This is a genomic window from Sporosarcina sp. BP05 (assembly GCF_014282005.1).
Lineage (GTDB): Bacteria > Bacillota > Bacilli > Bacillales_A > Planococcaceae > Sporosarcina.
This window is the reverse complement of the sequence record NZ_JACFTD010000001.1, coordinates 323,980-349,459: the sequence shown is the minus strand read 5'-3', so window position 1 is coordinate 349,459 and position 25,480 is coordinate 323,980. Positions and strand designations below refer to the sequence as shown.

Here is a 25,480-nt window from a genome sequence, read left to right as displayed (position 1 = left end):
CGTACTTAGCTATAAGATTAGTGCGATTCTTGTTAGTGATTATGTGAATTAGCCGTGATAACCAAGTGTTCCAGAAATACGTTTTCCAGTTTCAATGGCTTTCTCCGCAAGAAATTCAATTCGATCTTCTGTCAAATTGAAACTTACAAAACCGATACTGATGGCTCCTACAACTTCTTCAAAATGATTTAGTATTGCCACTGCAACGGAAAATGTGCCTTCAGTTCTTTCCCCGTGACTTGTCGAATATCCTTGGTTTTTTATTTCTTTTAAAGCAGCTTTCATTTCGCGGATTTCCTCTTTGGGCAAGAGGGTAGATAGAATCTCTTTCGATTGACTGGTAGGCATGTAAGCAAGCATTGCTTTATTCGCAGCGCCAATATGCATTGGTATTCGCAATCCGAGTTGGTCATGAATGCGAATGGGATTGTTCTCACTATCGATTCTTTCGATGATAAGGGCCTCCATTCCCAAAGGCTTACTAAGATACACACTTTCATCAACTTCACGCATTAGCCGTTCCAATTCAGGTCTGATTTTACTTACATAATCGATTTGGTCATAAATTTTTAATCCGTATTCCAACCAAACTGTACCGAGACTATACGATTTAGTACGCTCGTCTTGTTGAACCATTCCTTGCTTAATCATTGCTTTTAATAGTCTGTGCAATGTACTGAGGGGAAGTTCACATTGTTTTGAAAGGTCCGTAATTGATAGCCCATTATCTGTTGTAACAAGTACTTTAGCTACGGTCATTGCACGGTCAATTGATTGCATACATTACACCACCCATAAAGTTTCTTGAAAGTTGCTATTTACCACTCTAGTGAAACCAATTAAATTATTCTAAATACATTGACATCATAACATAACAAGAGTTATATTTTACATATAAACTTTCCAATCAACGGAAACGTTTTCCAATCACCGGAAAAGGGGGCAGGGAAATGACTTATTCTTCTTCAATGTACAAGTCATTAGAACGTGTAATAGTTAAACATCCAAATGAAGCATTTATAAACCAAGAGCATCTATCAAAAGAATGGAAGACCTTTAATTATCTTGAGGAACCTAATTTTAATGAAGCGCTTGGGGAATACGCTGAATTCATATCTATACTTGAAAAATATGTTCCTCAAATTGATTATTTGCCAGCTTCCACTGAAGTGGGGATGGATTCGTTATATGCGCATGATCCAGTAAAATTAACAAGCGCAGGAGCAATTATTTTAAAGTCTGGAAAAAAGCTAAGACAGCCGGAAGCAGGGGTTTATAAAGACTATCTTAAAGAAAAAGGGATCCCGATTATTGGTGAATTGACTGGCGATGCGGTATCGGACGGTGGGGATATTATTTGGCTAGACGATAAGACGCTCGTTGTAGGCAGGGGTTATCGTACGAATGACGAGGCGATTAGGCAAATAAAGGAAATGACGGCACGCTTAGTTGAAGAATTTATCGTCGTTCAACTTCCGCATGATCAAGGTGAGGAGGAATGTCTACATCTCATGTCATTCATCAGTATGGTGGATCATGATCTTGCGGTTGTGCACTCTCGTCTAATGCCGGTATTTTTCCGTCAACTTCTTATTGAACGTGGAATCCAACTAATTGAAGTGTCGGAAGAAGAATATCACACGCTTGGTTGTAATGTATTAGCACTTGCCCCGCGTGTTTGCATGATGGTTACTGGGAACACTACCACAAAACAAAAGTTAATCGATGCAGGTGCAACAGTGTATGAGTATAAAGGAGAAGAAATAAGCGTAAAGGGCACTGGAGGACCAACGTGTCTGACAAGTCCTGTAATAAGAAACTAAAAAAATGGGGGAATGACAAATGTTTAAAAATGTAATCGTAAAAACACCAGGAAAAAGTTATTTAAATGGGTTGACGACATCGGATCTTGGAAAACCGGATTATGAAAAGTTACTCATACAACATAAGAATTATATAGAGGCCTTAAAAAAGTGCGGTGTTACAGTTACTCACCTGCCAGCAAGTGAAGAGTTTCCAGATTCCACATTTGTGGAAGATACTGCGGTACTAACGCCTGAATTTGCGGTCGTCACAAATCCCGGAGCAGATTCTCGTAATGGAGAAATAAAAGAAATTGAATCCGTCCTTAAAGGGTTTTATAAGAACTTTCATTATATTAACTCACCTGGCACACTTGACGGAGGAGATGTTCTCCAAGCGGAAGATCACTTCTATATTGGGATTTCAGATCGGACGAATGAAGAAGGTGCACGACAATTAAAAGAAATAGTTGAATCAGAAGGATTTAAAGGGACAATCGTTCCACTCAAAGAATTCTTCCACTTGAAAACAGGAATAACTTACCTCGGCAATAACATAATAGCGGCTGCGGGGGAATTCCTGGATCATCCTGATTTTGAGGAATATGAAAAACTTATTGTTTCTTCCAAGGATGAATACTCCGCAAACTGTATACGGGTCAATGATTTTGTCATCATTCCAAAAGGATACGCGGAAACGAAACGTAAGATGAGCGAAGCAGGTTATAAAACTATAGAACTGGAAATGTCTGAATTCCAGAAACATGACGGTGGATTGAGTTGTCTTTCATTACGATTCTAAAGAGATGATTAGTAGGAAAGATTGGGAGGTAATATCATGACAAAAATGAGTGATCAACCGGCAGACAATCTATTGAAACGTTCCATGAAAAGCCGTCACTTGTTTATGCTCTCTCTCGGAGGAGTAATCGGAACTGGTCTGTTTCTAAATGCAGGTTATACAATCAATCAAGCCGGGGCAGGGGGAGCATTGCTCGGCTACTTATTCGGTGGTTTGATTTTATATATGGTTATGGTTTGTCTTGGCGAGCTGGCTGTCCATATGCCTGTGACAGGGTCTTTCCAGACATATGCAACGCGTTACATTAGTCCTACGGCTGGCTTTTCACTTGGCTGGATGTATTTCGTAGGTTCCGCCGCCACTGCTGGAGTGGAATTCACTGCTGCTGGAATACTCATGCAACATTGGTTCCCAAATGTCCCGATTTGGATCTGGTGTTTGGCATTTGTGGCTCTCTTATTCTCTTTGAATGCGTTGTCGACGAGAGGTTTTGCAGAAGCTGAATTCTGGTTTGCGGGTATTAAAGTCGTTGCAGTTATTCTGTTCCTTGTCATTGGGTTTGCAGCGATTTTTGGCTTCATTCCCATGGAAGATCGTACAACACCATTTTTAACAAATTTAGCTCCTACAGGGTTATTCCCAGCGGGCATTGCTATCGTTTTTGTAACGATGATGAACGTTATCTTCTCGTATCAAGGTTCGGAGCTGGTTGGAATTGCGGCAGGGGAAACTGAAAATCCTGAAAAGAACATTCCGAAAGCGATCCGGACGATAATTTTTAGAATAGTCGTTTTCTATATCGCTTCTATTATTGTCTTATCTGCTATTTTCCCTGCATCCGAACTTGGTTTACTCGCGAGTCCGTTTGTGACGTTGATGGAAATCGCAGGTGTTCCGTACGCGGCGGGCATTATGAACTTTGTTATCTTGACGGCAATCTTGTCAGTCGGAAACTCGTGTCTATATGCGTCAACGCGTCTTCTATGGGCAATGTCAAACGAAGGGATGGCACCTAAGGTGTTCGGGCGTCTGTCGAAAAGGAAAGTACCGCTCAATGCACTTATCTTCACAATGACGTTCTCTCTATTGTCATTATTAACAAGTGTAATGGAAGCAGAAGCAGTGTTCGTATTACTTATGTCGATTGCAGGAATATCCGTTACCATTTCATGGATGGGAATTGCGACATCCCAATTGATGTTCCGTCGTCACTACTTGAAAGCGGGCGGGAAATTGGAAGATCTGAAGTATAAAGTTCCTTTCTATCCATATGTTCCGTTGTTTTGTATCGCCTTTTGTCTTCTCATTCTCGTCTTTTTGGCATTCGATCCAACACAGCGAATTGGTCTATACTACGGTGTAGGATTCTTGGTTGCTTGTATGCTATTTTATAAATTTAGGTTGGAGAAAAAGAACAAGATCATTGTTGAAACTAAAGTCGAACCTGTAAATTAAAGGAGAATTATTATGAGCCAATTACTATGGGGCACACCCTCTACACTTCGGTCACTGTTATGTGAACTTGTTAGCTGGGATAGCCGTACGTTAACAGATGGCGAGCGTGCATTTGCTCCTAAGTTAGAGACGAAGTTGAAAGAACTAGCTTACTTTAAAGACAATCCGGACCGGTTGGAACTGCACGATGCTGGACTTGGTCGTCACGCGGTCACCGCTTTATACAAGCATCCGGAGGCGATGGAAACAATCGTGCTTATGAGTCATTTTGATACGGTTTGGACAGAAGAATATGGTGTATTAGAACCTCTTGCTTTTCATCCAGAAGAGCTGACGAGAATATTGTCTGAGCCCAAGCACAATGCTGATCTGCCTGAAGCTGCACGTATTGACCTTGAGACAGGAAATTACTTGTTTGGTCGCGGTACGATGGATATGAAAATGGGGCTTGCGCTTCATATGCAGCTCATCGAAAAAGCGAGCATCGAAAAATGGCCGATTAATCTTATCTTGACGACGGTTCCTGACGAAGAGGTGAACTCGGCAGGTATGCGTGCAGCGGTGACTGAGCTTGTCCGTATTCGTGAGGAGCAAGGGTTAACGTATAAACTATTTTTAAATAGCGAGCCATCGTTTTCTCAAAACCCAACGGATATTGCTGAGTATGTTTACTCGGGTACTATCGGGAAAATCATGCCTGCTGCATTGTTCTATGGCAAAGAAACACATGTCGGCGAGCCGATGAAAGGTATGACTGCAAACTATATTGCTTCATATCTGACGCAACGTATGGAGTGGAACGAATTGTTCCGCGAGACAGATCTCGGAGAAACTACGCCGTTACCGGTTTCATTGCAACAAAAAGATTTGAAACTTCAATACTCGACGCAAACGCCGTACCGTGCAGTTGCATTATATAACGTTTTCCTAATGAAGCGTACTGCATCCGAAGTGATGGATTTGTTTGAGCAAGTGGCAATTGACGCGATGTCAGCGTGTAACGATAGCTACAAGGTCATTTGTGAGCGAGAGCAAGTAACAGGCGTAGGGGAAGTAAGAGTGTTGCGCTATGAGCAGCTCCTTGAACATGCCTTGCTAAAATTAGGGGCGAAGGAAGTTGAAAGCTTGAAACAAGAGGCGCTTACTAATGAGGAATGGGATGATCGTGAAAAGTCGCTTCGCATCGTCGACAATTTGATGATTCAGTGCCAGGAACTTGCGCCTGCAACTGTACTTCTATACGCACCGCCGTACTATCCGGCCATTAACTCGTCGGATAACCCACTTGTAATCGAGTCGATTGAGTTGATGAAGAAAGCCGCGAAAAAATTCAATAATACAGTCGAGCAGATCCATTACTTCAATGGTATCTGCGACCTAAGTTATGTTAACTATGAAGATGACGCAAATGGCTGGGCTGCATTCGAAAGCAACACGCCGGTCTGGGGCGATACATATAGCATCCCCTTTGCTGAGATGGCGCAGTTGAAAGCACCGGTGCTTAATGTAGGTCCATTTGGGAAGGATGCTCATCAACGAACGGAGCGTTTGCACGTCGACAGCGCTTTTGTTGAAATGCCTGTCATGCTGGAAACGCTCGTGAAGAGCATGTATATCACGAATGAAAGTCTGGAAACATGCACAGTCTAATGTAACTGAAAAGTGGGGACCTTCACAAATAGTGAAGGTCTCTATTTTTTGTCTGAATCTGTTAAAATGAAAGGAAAAGTGGCAGGTGACTCGAATGAAAGAGCAAATCTTAATTATCGAAGACGAAGAAAATATCGCACGTGTTCTTCAGCTTGAACTTGAGTTTGAGGGATATGGAACGGGTATTGCCCACACAGGGCCTGATGGGCTTATTAAATATCGTGAACAACAATGGGATCTTGTTCTGTTAGATCTTATGTTACCTGGTTTGAATGGGTTAGACGTATTACGACGGATTCGAGCAACAGAAGCAGACACGCCTGTCATTTTATTGACAGCGAAAAGCGATGTTGAAGATAAGGTAGCGGGGCTTGACCTCGGGGCGAACGATTATGTGACGAAACCTTTTGAAATCGATGAATTACTCGCAAGGATTCGTTCGGCGCTCAGATTCTCGAAGCCTGCGGAGCCTGTAGAAACTAAGGATGAATACCTTCTCGAGTTCGCTGGATTGTCACTTCACGAACAAACACGTGAAGTGACGAGAAATGGTCGTTCCATTGAATTAACACCGCGGGAGCACGATCTTTTACTTCATCTGCTGAAACACCCAAACCAAGTGTTGTCACGTGAACAGTTGCTAGACGCCGTTTGGGGATTCGATTATTACGGAGATACAAACGTCGTGGATGTGTATATCCGATATGTCCGGAAGAAAATCGAACAAGGGGAAAAAAGTACGCTTATTCAGACGGTAAGAGGTGTTGGTTATGTTTTAAAGGAGCAGACTAATGAAGCTTAAAACGAAAATTCACTTGTTTTCTACGCTTTTGATGCTCGTTATCTTAACGTTGACGAATACTGGAATCTATTTTGTGTACAAAAAATTGGCGTTTGACACAGAGTACCACCAACTGAATACGCAATCGCAAGATCTTATTGCTTCGCTCAGCCGAATGACCGGACAAACCGATCCAGCGACAGTGCTCCGCGCCTACATTCCGCCGCAAGGTGTAGTCCGTATTGTCGATCCAACTGGCAAGGTGAAAGTTGCAGTCCAATCGGCGGAAGGAATCGAGAACTACAGTCCTGAAATACTGCCAGGCGATCAATACTTTATTGGCCACTATTTAGGGACACCGGTGCTAATAATGCAGGTGCCAGTCATATGGACAGACGGAAAAGTGGTAGAGCTACAAATGATTCAACTACTGAGCGATGTAAAACATACCTTAGGCTTGCTTATGCTCATCCTATTAGGGGTGACTCTAATTGCCATGATTCCAATAGCGGCTTCTAGTATTGCGCTTGGTCGAATTGTAATTCAACCAATCGACAATCTCATTAAAACGATGTCCCAAAGTCGACAAACAGGCAAGTATGAAAAAATCGATGTCTTGGCTGAAGGGAAAGACGAAATGACACAGATGGGGCGCGAGTTCAATGATATGATGGGGCAACTTGAAAGTAACTATAACAAACAAGAACAGTTCGTTTCCAACGCCTCGCATGAATTAAAAACACCGCTCACTGTCGTAGAAAGCTACGCCCGCCTTCTAACACGCCGCGGGTTTGATGATCGTTCGGTAGCGGAAGAGGCAGTTGGGGCGATTCTGGGTGAATCCATTCGGATGAAGGATATGATCGAGCAAATGCTCCATCTAGCAAGAAACCAGGAACAGGCCGCATTTAACTTTGTGGAAACCGATATCAATGCCTTAGTCGAAAAGACCTTGCAGCCAATGCGCCAAGCATATACAAGAAATTTCATTCATGAAGGGAATGGTTCTGCGGTCGCAATGACAGATACGGACAAGCTTAGGCAACTTCTATTTATTCTTCTCGATAATGCACGAAAATACAGCGAGCGGGAAATTAGAACAACAATATCCAAAACTGAAACCGCAATTTCCATCGCCGTCACCGATTACGGAAATGGTATCCCAGAAGAAGCCCTCCCACATCTTTTCGATCGTTTCTACCGAGTCCATGAAGACCGAAACCGTAAAACAGGCGGAACAGGACTCGGACTTGCAATTGCAAAGGAACTTGCAGACGGTCTTGGGGCTGAATTGAAAATAGAAAGTATCGTTGGAATGGGGACAACCTTCCGGATTATCATTCCGAAAAGCCAGCTTCTCATCGATTTTTAATGTTTCCATCGTATGATGAACGAAAGGAGGCAACTACAATGCATTTTTTAAAAAAGTCATGGTTCATCCAGACCCTTTTTACTTTAATCATTCTAACGGTGGGTGGATTTTTTATAGGAAGTTTAATCAACAAGAAAGAGCCAATTGAGGCTGATGATATCCGGTCTCGGCTTGAAAGCATGTACGGCGGGACCGTTGACCGAATTTCACTAGCGGGGGGCGTATATAAAGCTGAAATGACGCGAGGTGGAGCGGATTATTCTGCTGAAATCGACGCGACGACGGGGAGCGTACTATCACTGTTTCAAACTGGTGAAGTTAAGAAAGAGATCCCAAATATACTTTCTGAAGCAAAGGTAAAGGAAATTATTGCAGGGAAATATAGTGGCATAGCTGAACGTATTTCATTGAATACAAGTGGGAAGACCCCTGTTTACGAAGTGAAAATGAAGAAAGACCCGAAATTCACAAATCTAACCATTGATGCAATCGGCGGAATAATAATTTCTGAAACTGTGAAGGAAACAACGGGTGAAAATGCACTTATTACGCAAGAACAGGCAATTAAAATTGCGCTTGGGCAAATTAAAAGTGAAATAGTAGATGAAGTAGACGACTTCTCTTACGTAAAGACGGATGATGGAGGCTATTACCTAATCGAAATAGATACAAAAGATAATCGCGAGGCAACCTTTCAAATCCATGCCATTTCAGGGAAAATAATGACTGTCTCCTGGGCCGAAGATTAATCTCTCATCAAATTCTAATAATCTTCACAATGTCCTCTCATGTTCGCCGAGTAATATGAAGGTAACAACAAAAGGAGGAGATACAAGATGAAGAAATGGATGATGATTCCAGCATTAGCTGGCGTACTTATAATAGGTGGAGTTGCAGTGGCTGGGAACGCAGGACATAGTTTCGCGGCGACGTCAAAAGGTTTAGTGACGATGGAAGAAGCAAAAGCAATTGCTGTAAAATCAGTAGGTGGAACAGTGACTGGCATTGAATTGGATCGTGAAGCGTCAGGTGACATTTATGAGGTTGAAGTTAAATCAAAGGGATTTGAATATGATCTCGATATTGATGGGAAAACAGGTAAAATATTGCGCACGGATAAAGACGATAATGACGATGACGACTTTGATAACGATGATTCAGACGATAAAGTGATTGTTGCTGATGGTAAATTTATCACAGAAAAAGCTGCTGTCAAAATTGCACTAAAACAAGTAAAAGGTACAGTGACGGAAGTGAAATTGGATGAAGATGATGGACGTATAGTCTATGAAATCGAAATTCAAGACGGCAAATATGAATACGATTTCGACATCGACGCGATTTCAGGTAAAGTGCTGAAGTTTGAAAAAGAACTCGATGATAACGATAACGATTAAAGTACCAAGAAAATGGACTGTTCCGAAGAAGTATCGGACAGTCCATTTTCTTATGAAAGAACGAGTGTGGAGGCTAGAAACAGGTTCTACCTATTAAAAAGTTTCATATACTTTTCCTACTTTGGCGATTTCTACGGGGCCGTTATAGTTCTGCACAGCCGCTTCAAGAATTTCTTCAATATTTCCGTGCAACGGCAAGTGGGTCAACACAAGCTGTCTCGCTCCCGCTAGTTGGGCCAGTCTTCCAGCTTCACTGCCGCCCATATGTCCTGGCGCTTTGCCAACATGTTCTTCATATAAATTCGCCTCGCTAATTAAAAGATCCGCCCCGCTTGCGAAATCAATCAGTTCATCCCGCCATTCTGTATCTGCGGTGAGTACGATGGAATGGCCACCAACACTAAATTTCATTGCCAGGCAATAGACGGGATGTACCGTCCTGCAAAAAGTCACATTAAATGGACCGATTTGAACGACATCATCTTCTGAAATTGCAATGCCCACTGTTTGATCTTTATACGAGAGTTTCTCAAAATTCTCTTGATCCTTCGTATGTCCGTAAATTGGTAATGGACGAGCTTGATTGCCTAAATAAAAATTAATAATCCTGCTAAATTGTAGACTTCCGACATCAGCAATATGGTCCGCATGATAATGGCTAATAACAACGGCATCTAGTTTTTCTAAAGGTAAATAGTTTTGCAATGAGGAGAGCACGCCACTGCCACAATCAATGAGGCAATGAAAGCCATCATGTTCGATTAAAAAGGATGATGTGGCACTATTTGCTTTTGGGTATCCACCCCAAATACCGATTGGTGTTATTTTCATTTAGATTTCCTCCATTACTACTCGGCACCGATTTCGTTCTGAGAAATGGGCACCGTTACTTTATTTACTTTTTCAAGAAAAGCAAATTCAATATTTTCACGGATCATTTCTATCTTATATTGTTCATAGCCAAGGGACTTATACAGACGAATATTACCTGTGCTTAATGCGCCAGTATACAGGTCAAAGCGGTCACAGGTGGGGAAGTATTCTTCGAGTTCCAGCATTAAGCTTTTGCCGATACCCTTTTTTTGATGATCGGGGTGAACCATTAATCTTTGGACATAACAGGTACCCTTTTCTTCATATCCCCTGACAGAACCAACTATTTTACCGTTTAAGACAGCTTTTAAAACGGTCTTTTCCCCAAAATCTTTTCTTGTCTCATCAAGTGTTTCCAAGAGCGGGGCGATTTGATAGTTATTATACGCTTCAGCTTCGCTCAAATAAGCTACTTTTTGAATGTCTAAAATCGATTGTGCATCTTCTAGAATTGCTTTTAATACTTTCATGAAAATTCATATCCCCCTATAGATAACTATTTTATGTTGTTAACTATCTTTACGCCAAAACATACTATTAAGATTAACATATTTTAAGGAATTGGCTCCTATAAAGGGACGTGATTTTTCGGAACACACTACCGATTCTGGAAAAACCATTAATTTGCACGCGAAGTGTCGGTAGATGTGACTCGAAAGTAAGGTCCTAATGAAATCATAAACAAAAAATGCACCTCTTTACCAACAAGAGGTGCGTTTCCATATTTATTTTTTTCAATTAACCCTGATTCGATAAGGAAGTCTTCCGCTACTTTTTCAACCATCATACCGTCATTGTCGACTTTCGCGTTCATCTTCTGCATCGCTTCTTCATTAATCATTCCTTCTAACATAATGAGTACCTCTTCAATTTCAGGGTACTCCACTAGTGTTTCTTTCCGGACAATCGGAAGTGCGTGGTACGGTGGGAAATAGGACTTATCATCCTCTAGCACACGCAAATCGTAATCTTGCAACTGACCGTCTGTCGTATATGAGTTGATAACATCCACTTCTTTGGCACCAATGGAACGGTACATGATACCGTGGTCCATCCCTTTAACGTCTTTGAATTTCAGTCCGTATTCTTTCTGGAAGCCTGGCAATCCATCCGGACGGTCGATGAATTCGAAGACGGCACCTAGTATGAAGTCCTCCGAAACTTTGGCGAAGTCACTGAATGTCACAACACCGAGTTCTTCGGCTCTTGATTCATCCAGAGCAAGTGTATACGTATTGTTGAAACCAAACGTATTGAACGCAATCATGCCGTCAGCATCAACGAGTCGTTTCGTAGCTTCCAATGTTTCTTCGGCTGTGCCGGGATCTTCATGGTAATAGTTGACGACGATTGTTCCAGTATAGTCGGGTATAACGTCAATCAGGCCATTTAACATTGCGTTCCAAACGACGTTTGAGCCACCAAGATTTTCTTTGTAAATGACTTCAATACCCGTTTTATCTTCTATCAATTGCCCCATGACGTGCGACAATATTATACTTTCCGTATTGTTCCGTGAGCCAAGTATTAGTGAATCTTTTTCGATGAAAATACAGCCCGATAACATACTCGCGACAAGTACTGTCGAGATAAGAACGAGTAATTTCTTTTTCATGCTTACTTCAATCCTTTCGGCGTTGTCCAGCGTTCAATCCCACTGAAGAGTGTTTCTAGGATAATCGCAAGGATTGCTGCCGGAATTGCCCCAAGTAAAATCAAACCATCAATTCCACGAGTAATTCCTAGGAAGATGAAATCGCCGAGCCCACCTGCCCCGATAAAGGCCGCAAGTGTTGCTGTACCGACGTTAATAACTGCCGCTGTACGGATACCGGCCATAATGACGGGAATCGCAAGCGGTAGCTCTACTTTAAACAGGACCTGCATGCTCGTCATACCCATACCTTTTGCTGCCTCGGTCGTTGCTTTGTCTACGTCTTTAATACCTGTGTACGTGTTTCGAATAATTGGTAGCAAAGAATAGAGGAATAGCGCAGCAATTGCTGTTTTTACACCGATTCCGAAAATCGGGATCATGAAACCGAGCAATGCAAGACTTGGAATTGTCTGCATGACGCCCGCGCCGCCAAGCACGATTGTCGTGAGCTTCGGAACGCGTGTAATAAGAATACCAAGACCAATGCCAAGAACAATCGCGATAAGCATTGAGAAAAAGACAAGTTGAATATGGACGGATGTCGCTTCAAGAACTTCTTTCCATCGCATTTGAAATTGTTGAGCAAGTTGTTGCCAAATCGTTAAGTTATTCATTAGATTTCCTCCGTTTCTGTCCACTGGCTGGACATGGCGGATAACAGTGAACCTCGTGTAACTACGCCTAATAATTTCTGAGTTTTATCAACAATTGGGATAATGCCGTAAGGTGCTTCATCCATCATGACAATAGCGTCTTTAGCTGTTGCAGTATCGTAAAGGAATGGCTCTCGGGACATCATAATTTCTTCAATTGTTTTAATAGTATCCAGTTTCTTAATCAAATCATATGCAGAAACGATTCCAATCAATTTTTTGTCGTCGTCGACAACAATCAAGTTCGTAATTTTTCGTTGGCGGATAAGCGTGAGCGCTTTCTCCGGAGACCATTTAGGGGTAGTGGTAATAACCGATTCTGACATAATATCGATAACGGGCATAAGTTCAGGGTTTTGGATAATCCGATGTTTCCCTATGAACTCCTCTACAAAGCCGTGGGCTGGTTCGTGAAGTAATTTTTCTGGGGTGTCCAACTGTAGTAGTTTGCCGTCTTTCATGATGGCGATGCGATCGCCCATTTTTAGCGCTTCATCCATATCATGTGTAACGAAAACAATCGTCTTTTCTAACTTTTTGTGTAATGAAAGCAGTTCGTTTTGCAGTTGTTCTCGTGTAAGTGGATCGAGTGCGCTGAAAGGTTCATCCATCAAAATAACATCTGGATCTGCTGCGAGTGCTCTTGCGATACCGACACGCTGTTGTTGGCCACCCGAAAGTTCCTTTGGATAACGAGTTGCATAAACTTCAGGATCAAGACCGACCAATTCGAGAAGTTCATTGACGCGAGCCTTAATTTCTTTGTCATTCCAACCCTTAAGTTGGGGTACAATCGCAATGTTTTTTTCGATTGTATAGTGGGGGAAAAGTCCAATTTGTTGAATGACATACCCGATATTCCGGCGTAATTCAGAGGCGTTGTAAGAGTTGGTGTCCTTACCATTAATTGTTATTTTCCCGCTTGTGTGGGGTTCCATCCTGTTAATCATTTTCATTGTTGTCGATTTACCTGAACCACTTGGTCCGATGAGCACAAGAAACTCACCTTTTGGAATATCGAAACTGACAGATTTCACTGCTTGGAATCCGCCATCAAACACTTTGCTAACATTTTCAAATTTAAGCATGTGTACCTCCTATGTTTTTTTTACAACGAATTTCCTTTTAAATAATAGATAAAAAAATGAATAATGGTTAAAAAAAAGAAGACCCATCGTGCTCCTAACGACGTCTGGAGCAATGTCTTGCTCACTTAGTATAGCACATTCAGAGTTGATTTGTAGAAAGCTAGGTGTATGAAGTTATGAGTTATATGAATTACCTGTCCGTTTTTGCGAATTCAATCAGACTCTATATGTCTATTTATTTAGGTATCAAATTGATAACTATCTGCAGGTATTGCACTTTATTACCAATTATTCTATAATAGATAAGATTTCAGAAAACTGAATAGTATATATTTTGGTTCTTTGCTTGAAGGCAAAGATTAATAAGGAATCAGGTGAGAATCCTGAACGGTCCGGCCACTGTAATTGGGAAGTGACTTCTATATAGCCACTGGTGTAAAAACTGGGAAGGTGGAAGAAACGATTCAACCCCATAAGTCAGGAGACTTGCCAAAGTATACATGCGTTACACCTTCCGGGAAAAAGGTAGCATTGTGTATCGTTGGATTTATACATTTATTTTTAATAGATACATAGGCTCTCACCTCTTTTTCTGGAGGTGGGGGCTTTTTTGTTTGGTGGAATAAAGGAGGACTTTGTGAAGGGATTCAAGTGTACAAACCAGCCGATTTATAAATGCGGTTGTTAATGAGCAATGGTGGCTACTAATAGTTTAACAAGGGGGAAAATCAGTTGAGTGAAGTACGAAATAAGATGAAAAAAGGCTTTGCAACCATTATGAGTTTGTTACTGGTGTTGTCAATGTTCACGCCGATTGTAGGGGCGGTTGGTGTTGACGGTGACAAGGAACAATTTGAAAATCAACCGTTATTTATCGCAAATGAGACTAGTGGGACGGAAAATGAAAACACGTCCATAGACCAAGAAGGAAATTTATTGGAGGAACAAGATAAAAATCAAGCACCACCCGCTGAAGTAACAGAGGATGTTACAAGTCAAATTGAAATATCAGCGGATACTGCTACAAACACTGTAACAAAGATGGTGCAGAAGACTTCGGATTACTATAAGTCTAGTGTAACTAAAATTGGTTGGACATCAATCGTAGCCCTTTGGGGGGCTGGTGAAAATGTCGAAAAAGGAACATGGAATTACTTTGATTGGAGTGCCGTAGATCCTGGATTGAATCCTAAAGAAACGGGAACTGAACATATTCGCCATATATTTAGTTCTTTGGCTATGGGTCAGGATCCTTCGAACCTTTGGGAAACAAAACGGAATCTTTTCGGGGAACTAGCTGCACAACAAGGTGAAAATGGTGCAATTGGTGCAGTAAATAAACATATGTGGGCAATCCTAGCTCTAGATACAGGTGAAAAACTGGATCTAGATGTAGGTCAATGGAACAAAGAAGCAAAGGAAAAGGCTTTACGTTATTTGCTTAGTCAACAGAAGACGGATGGTGGATTTGCGTTCGGTGGAAGTACTATGGACCCCGACATGACAGGAATGGCATTGCTTGCATTATCAAATTACCAAGACGAAAGTGCTGTAGCTACAGCAATTGAGCGTGCAAAAGCGGTATTGAAAGAAAAGCAGCTCGACCAAGGTGGATGGGCTTCATATGGGTCGGAAAACTCAAACAGCATTGCGACGGTCATTTCTGGACTTGTTGCAATCGGCGAAGATCCGCTTTCTGGGGAATGGACGAAAAATGGTCAAACTCCGTTAGACGCATTGCAACGTTTTCAACTTGAGAACGGTTCGTTTACCTATCTAGGTAAGAACCCGGCGCCAAATCTTATGGCAACGGAGCAATCGCTCATCGCATTAACAGATATCCAAACAGGGAAATCGGTTTGGCAACGGATTGCAAAAATAGAAATATCTGACCAGGACCAAACTGGGGAATCGGATATCACAGTACAAGTACATGTAATTGGAAAAAATAGTGAAATTCATTCGAACAATAAAGTCAAAGCAATAGAGAAACAAACCGCTCTAGATGCTTTGAAGCAAGCGCTGGATACAGCAACTATTGATTACGAACTAGAAATTAGTCAATGGGGCATGTACGTTAAAAGTATCAATGGTGAATCGGCCGGAAGCCTTGGCGGATGGGATGGATGGATGTATTCCGTTAATGATGAAATCCTTGAGATAGGGGCGGATGCTTACGAACTTAGAGAAGGCGATAATCTTAAGTTCTACTACAGCCGTTGGGCAAGTATTGCCTCTGATTCAAAAATTGAAGGCGGTGCAGTAAACCCGACCGCTACCGTGAGGCTTGTTGGCGACACATTTGGTGCAGATGTTACGAACAAGGCAAATTGGGCTTTCAAAGGAAACGACACGGGTCTGGAAATCGTTTCGATTAAGAAAGAAACTGACCAAGAAGTGACAATCACTTTCAAGGGGACTGCAAAAACGGGCGTGATTTCCGTTGTTGCGTTGGTTAAAGCGCTGGATGGCAACCAGGACAGTGACGAAATTTCAATTCAAGTCACGAAAGAAGCGGTAGTTCCCGCGACAGAAGAAACACTAAGGGAAATGATAAGTAACACAGTCCAGTTTTATAAAACAAGGGATACAGAACTTTCTTCATGGTGGGGAATCATGGCCCTATGGGGAGCTGGCGAAAATCTGACGGATGGTACGTGGAAACTACCGTCTTGGAAATCGATAGATCCAAAGTTAAATGAAAATACTTACGATACAGAACATATCCGGTACATTTTCGGATTGTTGGCAATGGGGGAAGACCCTTCCGATGCGTGGGAAACGAACAGAAATTTATATGCTGAATTAGCTAAACAGCAAGCAGCAAACGGTGCAATCGGAGGTATTAACAAGCATGTATGGGCGATGCTTGCCTTGGATGCTGGTGAAAAACAGGGGCATGACGTCGGATTGTGGAAAGAAGAGAAAAAACAACAGGCGTTAAAGTATGTATTGGATTCACAAAAAATCGATGGTGGATTTGCACTTTTTGGTAATGAATCTGATACAGACGTAACTGGAATGGTTTTGCTTGCCCTAGCAAACTATCAAGGAGATAGCGCCGTTGATGCAGCAATTGAACGTGCAAAAAAAGTATTAAAAGAAAGACAACTGGATACAGCCGGGTTTAACTCATCGGGTACATGGGGAACAGGGGACAATTCTAATAGTCTTTCTACCTCGGTTTCAGGACTTACGGCAATTGGCGAAAATCTACTTTCAAAAGAATGGATCGTAGGCGAGAAAACAGTTGTTGATTCATATAAGCGTTTTGAGCATGTAGACGGGTCCTTTAAATTTAAATTAACAGATAAAGCTGGAAATATGATGGCAACGGAGCAAGCGCTCATTGCCCTACTAGATATCCAAACAGGTAAATCGGTGTGGCAACGGATTGCTGAACCAAAGCAGTCTGAGCCAGATACCGGAGTTATACAAATAACGTCAAGTGATTCATTCGTTTTAGATAAAAAGTGGAAGGAAAACACTTCTGAACCTGTTGTATTGGACTTTGGAAAACTGGACGCTCAAGAGTTGCCAGAAATTACTGCTGAACGAGGTCATACAGTATTAGAAATTCCGAAAAGTACGGGTGTCCTAACGAATACATGGGACAAAAAAATTCAAATGCCAACTGTTCAAATTACGAGCGATGATGATAAAGCAAAAATTGAGTCGAAACTGAAAGATAAAAAAGTATCAAATGTTGGTGTCCACATCAAAGTGGGCGGAGATGAAAGAATTGAGTTCAATCAATATGTAACTATGACACTTAAAAATCAAGGGGAAAACGAAGCCGGTTTCATTGATTCTGACGGGGTCTTTGAATTAATCAAAAAGTATTCGGCTGCCGAGGTAGAAAATGCTACAGATGAGGTGTATTCATACAAAGTTGGCAATGACCTCGTCATTAAAACGAAGCATTTTACACAGTTCCTAACATTCCAAGCAGAAGACAGTAAGACTGAAAACCCGGGTACTGGCGGTGGTGGTGTTCCACCATCAGAAATAGCAGTTACTCTATCCGTTGAAAAGCGCTCTATGGGTCAGGGCGATATCATCACATCAATGAAAGAAACGCTCCAGAGCGGGGATACAGCGTTTACTTTATTGAAGAGAGTGGCGGATCAAAAAGGAGTTAGCATTAAATCTATTGGTTCAGGGGCGGAACTTTATGTACAAGCGATAGACGGTTTGGCAGAGTTTGATGGTGGTCCTTTAAGTGGATGGATGTATTCGGTTAACGGTGTCTTCCCGAATCATAGTGCTGGAACCTATTTCTTGAAAGATGGTGATACTCTCCGTTGGCAGTATACAAAAAATCTTGGTGAAGATATCGGAGACAGTTATGTTCCTGGTGGAGGACAAGGTTCGGATGGAAATCAAGATACAGGCCAGGTCATAACGAAAAAATCAATTAGTGATGCAGCAAATTGGATCAACAAAAACCGGAATTTTTCAAACTATGATCATTTTATTGATTGGGATGTACTCGGATTAGCAAGGTCAAACCAAGAAGTTCCGAGCACTTACTACAAAGCATTCGAGAACTATGTGAAAGAAGAGAAAGGAAACTTTAGGAAAGTCACAGACTATGAACGTATGGCGTTAGCAGTAACGGCAATTGGGAAAGACCCAAGAAATGTTGCAGGTTATAACTTCATAGAGAAAATCTATAACAATGAACGCATGACAACCCAAGGTACAAACGGTGTGATTTTCGCCTTGTTAGCTATGGACGCGAATAATTATGAAGTTCCTAACAATGCACTCTGGACAAGAGAAAAGCTATTGACATGGCTTCTTGAACAGCAAAAAAGTGATGGTGGCTTCCCGTTGGCTGAAGGGGCCGCTAGTGATATTGATATGACTGCTATGGCACTTCAAGCGTTAGCAAATCCAAATTATCAAAAGATAAAAGAAGCCAAAACGGCAACGGATAAGGCTGTAACATGGCTATCCGAACAACAGCAGACAAATGGCGGGTTCCAATCGGCAGGCTCGGAGAACAGTGAAAGTATTTCACAAGTGATCATCGCTCTGTCAAGTCTTGGAATCGATTCGAATGACAAACGGTTTAAAAAGGAAAAAGGCGATTTACTTACAGCCCTTCTATCATTTATCAATACAGATGGCGGTATCTCGCATACAAAAGGTGGTAAAAGCGACTACATGGCGACTCAACAGGGATTAATGGCTTTTAGTGCCTACAATCGCTTCGAAAACCGTATAAACAGCCTTTACGATATGACAGATGCTATCGACAAAAAACCAGCAATTTCTTTTTCAGATGTAACGAAACACTCATTTGGGCAAGAAGAAATTTACAAACTGGTTGAAGCAGGGGTAATAAATGGCTATCCGGATGGCACATTCAAGCCTAACCAAAAATTAATTCGTGGACAAGCGGCCATCCTATTTACTAGAGCACTTAAGTTAGATATTCCAAAATCTCCTGTTGGTTTTAAAGACGTATCTAAATCTAGTTCTTACTTTGAAGCTGCGCATGCTACAAAAGCAGCAGGTATCTTCAAAGGTAATGGAACGACTTTTGGTGCTGCAGACGAATTGACACGTGAACAAATGGCATCCGTTCTTGTTCGTGCCTTTGATTTAAAAGGGACAAACGCGGAAGTGAAATTAACAGATCTAGGCCGTGTATCAAACGCTCATCGAAAAGATGTAGAAATTTTATATCAAAATGGAATTACCTTGGGTAATGGGAATGGACAGTTTGATCCAAAAGGGTCCGTTTCACGTGCGCATTTTGCCGTATTTTTATCCCGAGCAATGAACACTGTAGCTAAATAATAATAACAAGTATGGGTTAGTGAAATAGGAAATAGAATAGCTATATTAACGGAGCGAAGGTGCCTTAAAAGGGGTAGCCGAAGCCCTAAGACTGGTGGCGAAGCTACCTGGCATAGGGCGGGAGGCACCCCTTAGCGCCGTAGCGAATTCAATGGGGTTCTTGATATCAACATATATAGCTAGTCCATTTCAACCTTATAAAGCAATTCCGTATCAAATATTAAAGTGAAAGGGGGACTATATTTGAAATCTACTATCAAGTCGTTTGTTTCCCTATTAGTAGCTTTCGTTATGATGTTCGTTTTAAGTGCGTGCGGAACGTCATTGCAGAAGCCAACGGGGTTGGAGAAAAAGGTAATTGAGCAGGAAGAGGTAACAGATGAAGGACAGTTAGACGACAAGGAAGAACCATCCGAATTGGCAGTAGTAGATTCGACTGAAGACGAACTAGACAACAAACTGGAAGACATACAAGTTGAACCCATAAAACCGGTTGCAACAGTCGAGAAAGAGACGCAGCCTACTACGAATAAAAATGAGCAGAAACAAGATAAAATAACGCCAAATGACAACGCAAAAAATAAACCGACGGAATCCGGCGGCGATGCGGGAGAAAAGCAACTCTCTAAACCAGTTGTGGACAATAAGAAGGAACCGGTCGTAACTAAACCGGTACCTTCTCAACCGACGCCTTCCAAGCCTGTTGAAACGCCAACAAAAAAACCTGCTGAAAAAGAAGAACAACCGGAAACACAGGCGAGCACGATTACCTACTCAATTGTAATCTCGTCCAGCGAAGCTCCGTTACCAGCAACAGAGATGAAAATCATTGATGGTGACACGGTTCTTAAGGCTTTAATAGCCATTACAAAAGAAAAGAAGATTCAAATGGATTACAGGGGTGGCCAAGGTGCCACTGCCTACGTAGAAGGCATGGGCAATGTATACGAATTTGACCGTGGTCAAGGGAGCGGCTGGATGTACCGCGTCAACGGAATCTTTCCTGACCGAGGTGCTGGGGCTGTATCGCTACTAGCTGGTGATCGGGTTGAATGGCTTTATACAACGAATCTTGGTGTAGACTTAAATGCTGATTTGAAGCCGTTCCGTCGATAACTTTGCTTAAGGAAAGCCGACCCAATGTGTTCATCAAACACATTGGGTCGGCTTTACGCTTAATATATTACAATCGTTTAACTACATGAAAGACGGTGTACATGCATGGAAAATGGCTTTCGTGGCTACCACCCATTCGTACTATTTTTCTACTACGTTTGTGTCGGGGTTTTAGCGATGTATTTCAATCATCCACTGTTTTTACTTGTCGCCTGTTTAGTGTTAATAGGCGTTAACAGTACGCATGACAAGGGAAAGGCGCTTAAAAAATGGATTCCAATGCTCATTGGGATGAGCACCATCATTATTTTAGTAAATCCATTTTTGAATTCAAGAGGAACTACTATTTTTTTCTATTTTCGTGGAAAGCAAGTAACGCTTGAGGCGACGATGTACGGTATCGTTATGGCGTTGTCATTAGTTATTATATTGCTGATGTTCATATCATTTAACCTTATTTTAAATGGCAATAAATTTTTATTTGTGTTTTCTAAATTTTTGCCGAAGACCGCTTTTTTAACAATGTTGGTCATTCGTTTTGTACCGCTATTAAAAAGAAGATTCGATGAAATAAACGATGTGCAGCGAATCAGAGGGATGACGATTGCATCTGGGACAATCCGGGAAAGAGCAAAAAGTGCAATGGTGATGTTGCAAATTCTGTTGACCTGGTCGTTGGAAGAAGCAATTGAAACAGCGGATTCAATGAAAGCAAGGGGATATGGAATCGGGAAAAGAAGCCCCTATGTACCGTATAAAATGGATAAGCGCGATAAGGGATGGCTACTAACGTTAATGTTACTTTTTAGTGTTTGTATCGCGGGTGGAATATTCGGGTACGGAAAAATCATTATTTATCCTGAACTTGGTACGCTTCAATTCTATTTATTCGACTGGGTTATGCTTGTCTGCATGACTTTATTAATGTCATTTCCATTGCTCGTTGAAGGGAGAGAACAAGTGAAGTGGAAGTTTTCAATGTGAAGAATATGTCTTTTGGATTCCCGGATACGACTTGGAAAGTGCTGAAAAATATAAACCTTACTGTGACAGAAGGTGAATTTATCGTATTATGTGGACCAACCGGTTGTGGAAAAACAACTTTATTGCGCTTGTTAAAGAAAGAGCTTGCTCCTGTTGGGAATAGGACTGGAGATATATTTTATGTGGGTAAACGCTTAGAAGAATGCGATGAACGGACGTTAATTGAACAAATTGGCCTCGTTTTTCAAGATCCCGATAACCAAATTATTATGGATGAAGTAATGCAGGAAATTGTTTTTGGGTTGGAAAATCTGGGTTATTCGAACTTTGAAATGCGGAAACGAGTTGCTGAGATGGTCCACTTTTTCGGGATGGAAGGATTATTACGATTAAAACCGTCTGAACTATCCGGTGGACAAAAACAAATGTTGAATCTACTATCCGTCCTATTGATGAAACCCAAAGTGCTTCTACTAGATGAACCGACTTCTCAACTCGATCCAATTGCCGCGAAAGATTTGATTAGTATGCTCGAAAGGTTAAACAAAGAAATGGGTATTACGATTATTCTTGTCGAGCACCGTCTGGAAGAACTGTTTGGAGTTGCAGACAGAATAATTATGATGGACAGTGGTGAAATTAATTATACGGGAAGTAGTAAAGAGGTCATTAATGACCTTTATCTGCAGAAAGATGAGCGATTTATTCCTTTTATACCGTCACTATCAAGGCTTTACATGGAACTTGAAACTTCCCTTGAATGCAAGGACATTCCTTTGTCCGTGAAGGAGAGTAAAGGTTGGATTGCGAAGATGCCGAAATTAGTTAGCGAAGACCCTGTTGTAAGACCGGCGGTGGAGTCCTTACCAAACGCTCAGTTAGTAGCCGTAAAGGATGTCTATTTTCAGTATGAAAAAAAGGGGCCGATGATTTTAAAAAGCCTATCCTTACATATTAGCAAGGGAGAATTTTTTGCGTTAGTTGGTGGAAATGGCTCGGGAAAAACGACTGCACTAAAAGCTTGTATCGGGAGCATTAAACCTCAGAGGGGAACAGCCCGCTACGAAGGAAAAGACACCAGCAAGTTGAAAGGAAAAGAACTCTATGAAAAAATAGCTTATTTGCCGCAAAATCCCCGAACCTACTTTTTGCATGACACGATAGAAAAAGAAATGCAAGAAGCTGTGACTCGTCATAGGATTGACAGTGGGAAAGCTATAATTACGGAACTATTACATGTATTTGATATCGCTCATTTGCGCGACCGCCATCCGTATGATTGCTCGGGTGGGGAAGTACAAAAAGCAGCACTTGCGTGTATGTTAATTGGAAAACCTGACATGTTGTTCATCGACGAACCAACGAAAGGGCTAGATCCCATCTCAAAAGAACGATTTTCAGAAGTATTGTCGAGGCTTCACAAAGAAGGTTTGACAATTATGATGGTTACGCATGATATTGAATTCGCCGCTCAAAATGCGCAAAGATGCGCGATGATGTTCGACGGGGAAATAACAGTCGATGGGACGCCGGAACAATTATTTAAAGGAAACTACTTTTATACGACAGCAATTAATCGTGCGACACGATTGAGTAATGTACGTGAAGTACTTACGTTAGAGGAGGCGCTGGCGACATGGCCCGTTCCCGTAGTTACTTAACAGTCGTTTCAATTATCATCCTTGTCTTGTTAGTCGTATCCATCGCATTTTTTAAATATAATGCCTATCTACTAGTAAGCTTTGTCATCATTGGGTGCATTATGCTTCCGTTCTTTGCCCGTTTTGAAATCAGGGAAATAGCGGTGCGAGAAATCGTACTATTAGCGATGTTGGCGGCGATTGCTGCTGTAAGTCGTGTTCCTTTTGCAGGCTTACCAAGTGTTCAGCCAACGTCGTTCGTCATTATTATGGTAGGTCTTGTTTTTGGAGCAGAATCGGGCTTCATCGTTGGGGCGGTCGCTGCAGTCGTCTCCAATATTTTTCTCGGACAAGGTCCATGGACGCCATGGCAAATGTATGCGTGGGGCATGATGGGTATGAGTGCAGGCTTGCTGCGCAATACATGGTGGATGGGGAAAATATGGGGTAAGTGTTTGTTCGGTTTCCTATGGGGCTATTTATTTGGCTGGTTCATGAATATATGGATGATCGTGAGTAACCTCGAGAATTTCACATGGGACTTATTTGTTGGGATTTATGTTGCTAGCATTTATTTCGACCTCGCACATGGATTATCGAACGTATTCTTCCTTGTTGTATTTGGCGCAAGTTGGATAAAAATATTACAACGCTTCAAAAAAAAATACGGATTGTTGGATGCTGTCATATAACGTTGATTGGGAATTGGCACCGTACAATGTTGCGGCTCTTTAAACTTTCATATAAAAAAACAAACGTGAATAAGTAGATTCATGTTTGTTTTTTGTTGGTTAGTATTTCGTCACTAGACAAGACTAATGAGATGATAAAAAGTAAAGAGTGTATATCGTTTTCTCGAGGAATTGAAAAGGGACGTTTCATTTCAAATAAAATAATGGATTGGAGAGAGATAGATGGCAGCACGAAGACAACTAAAGCTAGGAACGATGATCCATGGTGTTGGAGAAAAGATTTCGGACTGGAGGCATCCTGATATTCCATCTAATGCCAGTGTGAGTTTTGATTTTTATAAACAGCAGGCACAAGTATCTGAACAAGGGAAATTTGATTTTGTGTTCATCGCTGATGCTTTATTCATTACTGAAAAATCCAATCCACATTATTTGAACCGATTTGAGCCGCTGACGGTTCTTTCTGCACTTGCCGCGATTACATCGAAAATAGGATTGGTTAGCACATTGTCGACGACTTATAGCGAACCGTTTTCAGCAGCGCGTCAAATTGCTTCACTCGACCTGATCAGTGGGGGACGGGCAGGGTGGAATGCTGTGACGACTGGGCTTGAAAAAACGGCTTTAAATTTCAGCAAAAGCATTGAAGAACATCCGGAGCATCTAAATCGGTATCGGATGGCGTCGGAGTTCGTAGAAGTGATGAAAGGGCTATGGGATTCATGGGAAGATGATGCTTTTATTCGTGATAAAGAGAAGGGTTCGTTTTTTGACCCCAATAAATTACATCGTCTGAACCATCAAGGTGAATTTTTTTCTGTGCAAGGACCATTGAACATTAGTCGGTCAAAACAAGGTCAACCCGTTATTTTTCAGGCAGGTTCTTCAGAGGATGGGAAAGCATTTTCAGCGAAGGAGGCGGATGCTGTTTTTGCGATTATGACGTCGCTGGAAGAGGCGCAGGATTACTACCGTGATGTGAAAAGTAGGGCAGCTAGGCTTGGTCGAAATCCAGATGATCTTATCGTTTTGCAAGGAATCAGTCCGATTATTGGCGATACAAGCGAAGAGGCTGAAAGCAAATACGAAGAGCTGGCTAATTTAGTGACGATTGACCAAGCACTTGCTTTTTTAGGCAGGCTTTTTGAACATCATGATTTCTCGCACTATCCACTCGATCAGCCGTTTCCAAATCTAGACGGTTTAGGGGAAAATAGTTTTCAAAGTGATACAGATCGTATTAAAAGAGAGGCGTGCGAACAAAACTTGACGCTTCGCCAAGTTGCACTTCGGGAAGCTACACCGCGTACGCCGTTCATCGGGACGCCGGAGAACGTGGCAAACCTTATTCAAGAATGGTACGACAAGCGGGGAGTAGATGGTTTCATGCTCATTGCCAATTTGCCTAGCGGATTGACCGATTTTGTAGAGAAAGTCGTACCGATTCTTCAAGAAAGAGGGATTTTCCGTTTGGAATATGAAGCTGATACGTTACGGGGCCACTTAGGGCTACCATTTATGAAGAACCGCTATGCCCTAGAACAATCATCAGTCGAGAACTGAAAACAGGGCAACATCAAAGCGCGAACCTATACATGAACATGTTGCTATTCGACAAAATTTGTAAGACATTGTTTTTCATTGCCCCGCATAAAAAAGGCCCTCGTCTTAAATGAATAAGATGAGGGCTTCATTTTTGTGGCATTG

General features: G+C 41.8%; 20 protein-coding genes and 1 riboswitch. Of the genes, 14 read left to right on the top strand and 6 right to left on the bottom strand.

Annotation, left to right across the window (positions count from 1 at the left end; all coding sequences use genetic code 11):
* Positions 1-48: 48 nt before the first annotated feature.
* Entirely contained in the window at positions 49-780 is a 732-nt protein-coding gene (locus tag H2672_RS01465; protein WP_186668180.1) for an IclR family transcriptional regulator, read from the bottom strand.
* Positions 781-950: 170 nt separating this feature from the next.
* Here H2672_RS01465 and H2672_RS01460 point away from each other — a divergent pair, with 170 nt between their 5' ends.
* From H2672_RS01460 to H2672_RS01425, 8 genes are all read left to right on the top strand, one after another.
* The gene (locus tag H2672_RS01460; RefSeq protein WP_186668178.1) at positions 951-1,823 is read left to right on the top strand and encodes a dimethylarginine dimethylaminohydrolase family protein; all 873 of its coding nucleotides are present in this window, start codon (positions 951-953) and stop codon (positions 1,821-1,823) included.
* A 19-nt stretch (positions 1,824-1,842) separates the two neighbouring features.
* The gene (locus H2672_RS01455) at positions 1,843-2,604 is read left to right on the top strand and encodes a dimethylarginine dimethylaminohydrolase family protein (RefSeq protein WP_186668176.1); all 762 of its coding nucleotides are present in this window, start codon (positions 1,843-1,845) and stop codon (positions 2,602-2,604) included.
* 36 nt (positions 2,605-2,640) lie between these two features.
* Positions 2,641-4,059, top strand: coding sequence for an amino acid permease (locus H2672_RS01450; RefSeq protein WP_370569574.1), 1,419 nt, complete (start codon positions 2,641-2,643; stop codon positions 4,057-4,059).
* Positions 4,060-4,071: 12 nt separating this feature from the next.
* Positions 4,072-5,709: a M20/M25/M40 family metallo-hydrolase gene (locus H2672_RS01445; protein WP_186668174.1), complete on the top strand. Its 1,638-nt coding sequence runs from the start codon at positions 4,072-4,074 to the stop codon at positions 5,707-5,709.
* 94 nt (positions 5,710-5,803) lie between these two features.
* Entirely contained in the window at positions 5,804-6,511 is a 708-nt protein-coding gene (locus H2672_RS01440; protein WP_186668172.1) for a response regulator transcription factor, read from the top strand.
* A complete protein-coding gene (locus H2672_RS01435) occupies positions 6,501-7,862 on the top strand; it encodes a sensor histidine kinase (RefSeq protein WP_186668170.1) in 1,362 nt (453 codons plus the stop codon). The genes H2672_RS01440 and H2672_RS01435 overlap by 11 nt, the downstream gene beginning before the upstream one ends.
* Before the next feature lie 38 nt (positions 7,863-7,900).
* The gene (locus tag H2672_RS01430; RefSeq protein ID WP_186668168.1) at positions 7,901-8,611 is read left to right on the top strand and encodes a PepSY domain-containing protein; all 711 of its coding nucleotides are present in this window, start codon (positions 7,901-7,903) and stop codon (positions 8,609-8,611) included.
* Between the two features lie 87 nt (positions 8,612-8,698).
* Positions 8,699-9,259, top strand: coding sequence for a PepSY domain-containing protein (locus H2672_RS01425; protein ID WP_186668166.1), 561 nt, complete (start codon positions 8,699-8,701; stop codon positions 9,257-9,259).
* Between the two features lie 93 nt (positions 9,260-9,352).
* Here the strand turns inward: H2672_RS01425 and H2672_RS01420 are convergent, their stop codons facing one another.
* From H2672_RS01420 to H2672_RS01400, 5 genes are all read right to left on the bottom strand, one after another.
* The gene (locus tag H2672_RS01420) at positions 9,353-10,090 is read right to left on the bottom strand and encodes an MBL fold metallo-hydrolase (RefSeq protein WP_186668164.1); all 738 of its coding nucleotides are present in this window, start codon (positions 10,088-10,090) and stop codon (positions 9,353-9,355) included.
* A 17-nt stretch (positions 10,091-10,107) separates the two neighbouring features.
* Complete coding sequence (locus H2672_RS01415) at positions 10,108-10,602, bottom strand: GNAT family N-acetyltransferase (RefSeq protein ID WP_186668162.1); 495 nt, start codon at positions 10,600-10,602, stop codon at positions 10,108-10,110.
* Positions 10,603-10,751: 149 nt separating this feature from the next.
* On the bottom strand, positions 10,752-11,747 hold the full coding sequence (locus H2672_RS01410) for a glycine betaine ABC transporter substrate-binding protein (protein ID WP_186668161.1): 996 nt from the start codon (positions 11,745-11,747) through the stop codon (positions 10,752-10,754).
* A 2-nt stretch (positions 11,748-11,749) separates the two neighbouring features.
* Positions 11,750-12,403: an ABC transporter permease gene (locus H2672_RS01405; protein ID WP_186668159.1), complete on the bottom strand. Its 654-nt coding sequence runs from the start codon at positions 12,401-12,403 to the stop codon at positions 11,750-11,752.
* Positions 12,403-13,530, bottom strand: coding sequence for a betaine/proline/choline family ABC transporter ATP-binding protein (locus H2672_RS01400; protein WP_186668157.1), 1,128 nt, complete (start codon positions 13,528-13,530; stop codon positions 12,403-12,405). Before H2672_RS01400 ends, H2672_RS01405 begins: the two co-directional genes overlap by 1 nt.
* Before the next feature lie 318 nt (positions 13,531-13,848).
* Positions 13,849-14,038, top strand: a riboswitch (cobalamin riboswitch).
* A 224-nt stretch (positions 14,039-14,262) separates the two neighbouring features.
* Here H2672_RS01400 and H2672_RS01395 point away from each other — a divergent pair.
* The 6 genes from H2672_RS01395 to H2672_RS01370 all read left to right on the top strand — a co-directional run bounded on the left by H2672_RS01395 (position 14,263) and on the right by H2672_RS01370 (position 25,336).
* The gene (locus H2672_RS01395; RefSeq protein WP_186668155.1) at positions 14,263-19,341 is read left to right on the top strand and encodes an S-layer homology domain-containing protein; all 5,079 of its coding nucleotides are present in this window, start codon (positions 14,263-14,265) and stop codon (positions 19,339-19,341) included.
* Positions 19,342-19,584: 243 nt separating this feature from the next.
* Positions 19,585-20,457: a DUF4430 domain-containing protein gene (locus H2672_RS01390; RefSeq protein ID WP_186668153.1), complete on the top strand. Its 873-nt coding sequence runs from the start codon at positions 19,585-19,587 to the stop codon at positions 20,455-20,457.
* A gap of 105 nt (positions 20,458-20,562) precedes the next feature.
* The gene (locus H2672_RS01385; protein WP_186668151.1) at positions 20,563-21,441 is read left to right on the top strand and encodes an energy-coupling factor transporter transmembrane component T; all 879 of its coding nucleotides are present in this window, start codon (positions 20,563-20,565) and stop codon (positions 21,439-21,441) included.
* Positions 21,423-23,102 carry an ABC transporter ATP-binding protein gene (locus H2672_RS01380; RefSeq protein WP_186668148.1) on the top strand — a complete coding sequence of 560 codons (1,680 nt, stop codon included), beginning with the start codon at positions 21,423-21,425 and terminating at the stop codon, positions 23,100-23,102. Before H2672_RS01385 ends, H2672_RS01380 begins: the two co-directional genes overlap by 19 nt.
* Complete coding sequence (locus H2672_RS01375) at positions 23,078-23,773, top strand: ECF transporter S component (RefSeq protein ID WP_186668145.1); 696 nt, start codon at positions 23,078-23,080, stop codon at positions 23,771-23,773. The genes H2672_RS01380 and H2672_RS01375 overlap by 25 nt, the downstream gene beginning before the upstream one ends.
* A 222-nt stretch (positions 23,774-23,995) precedes the next feature.
* A complete protein-coding gene (locus H2672_RS01370) occupies positions 23,996-25,336 on the top strand; it encodes an LLM class flavin-dependent oxidoreductase (protein ID WP_186668143.1) in 1,341 nt (446 codons plus the stop codon).
* Positions 25,337-25,480: the final 144 nt, after the last annotated feature.

What these genes read in the sequence shown, in the direction of transcription:
- H2672_RS01465 (WP_186668180.1), bottom strand. Translation starts at nt 780, where the DNA reads ATGCAATCAATTGACCGTGCAATGACCGTAGCTAAAGTACTTGTTACA.
- H2672_RS01460 (WP_186668178.1), top strand. Translation starts at nt 951, where the DNA reads ATGACTTATTCTTCTTCAATGTACAAGTCATTAGAACGTGTAATAGTT.
- H2672_RS01455 (WP_186668176.1), top strand. Translation starts at nt 1,843, where the DNA reads ATGTTTAAAAATGTAATCGTAAAAACACCAGGAAAAAGTTATTTAAAT.
- H2672_RS01450 (WP_370569574.1), top strand. Translation starts at nt 2,641, where the DNA reads ATGACAAAAATGAGTGATCAACCGGCAGACAATCTATTGAAACGTTCC.
- H2672_RS01445 (WP_186668174.1), top strand. Translation starts at nt 4,072, where the DNA reads ATGAGCCAATTACTATGGGGCACACCCTCTACACTTCGGTCACTGTTA.
- H2672_RS01440 (WP_186668172.1), top strand. Translation starts at nt 5,804, where the DNA reads ATGAAAGAGCAAATCTTAATTATCGAAGACGAAGAAAATATCGCACGT.
- H2672_RS01435 (WP_186668170.1), top strand. Translation starts at nt 6,501, where the DNA reads ATGAAGCTTAAAACGAAAATTCACTTGTTTTCTACGCTTTTGATGCTC.
- H2672_RS01430 (WP_186668168.1), top strand. Translation starts at nt 7,901, where the DNA reads ATGCATTTTTTAAAAAAGTCATGGTTCATCCAGACCCTTTTTACTTTA.
- H2672_RS01425 (WP_186668166.1), top strand. Translation starts at nt 8,699, where the DNA reads ATGAAGAAATGGATGATGATTCCAGCATTAGCTGGCGTACTTATAATA.
- H2672_RS01420 (WP_186668164.1), bottom strand. Translation starts at nt 10,090, where the DNA reads ATGAAAATAACACCAATCGGTATTTGGGGTGGATACCCAAAAGCAAAT.
- H2672_RS01415 (WP_186668162.1), bottom strand. Translation starts at nt 10,602, where the DNA reads ATGAAAGTATTAAAAGCAATTCTAGAAGATGCACAATCGATTTTAGAC.
- H2672_RS01410 (WP_186668161.1), bottom strand. Translation starts at nt 11,747, where the DNA reads ATGAAAAAGAAATTACTCGTTCTTATCTCGACAGTACTTGTCGCGAGT.
- H2672_RS01405 (WP_186668159.1), bottom strand. Translation starts at nt 12,403, where the DNA reads ATGAATAACTTAACGATTTGGCAACAACTTGCTCAACAATTTCAAATG.
- H2672_RS01400 (WP_186668157.1), bottom strand. Translation starts at nt 13,530, where the DNA reads ATGCTTAAATTTGAAAATGTTAGCAAAGTGTTTGATGGCGGATTCCAA.
- H2672_RS01385 (WP_186668151.1), top strand. Translation starts at nt 20,563, where the DNA reads ATGGAAAATGGCTTTCGTGGCTACCACCCATTCGTACTATTTTTCTAC.
- H2672_RS01375 (WP_186668145.1), top strand. Translation starts at nt 23,078, where the DNA reads ATGGCCCGTTCCCGTAGTTACTTAACAGTCGTTTCAATTATCATCCTT.
- H2672_RS01370 (WP_186668143.1), top strand. Translation starts at nt 23,996, where the DNA reads ATGGCAGCACGAAGACAACTAAAGCTAGGAACGATGATCCATGGTGTT.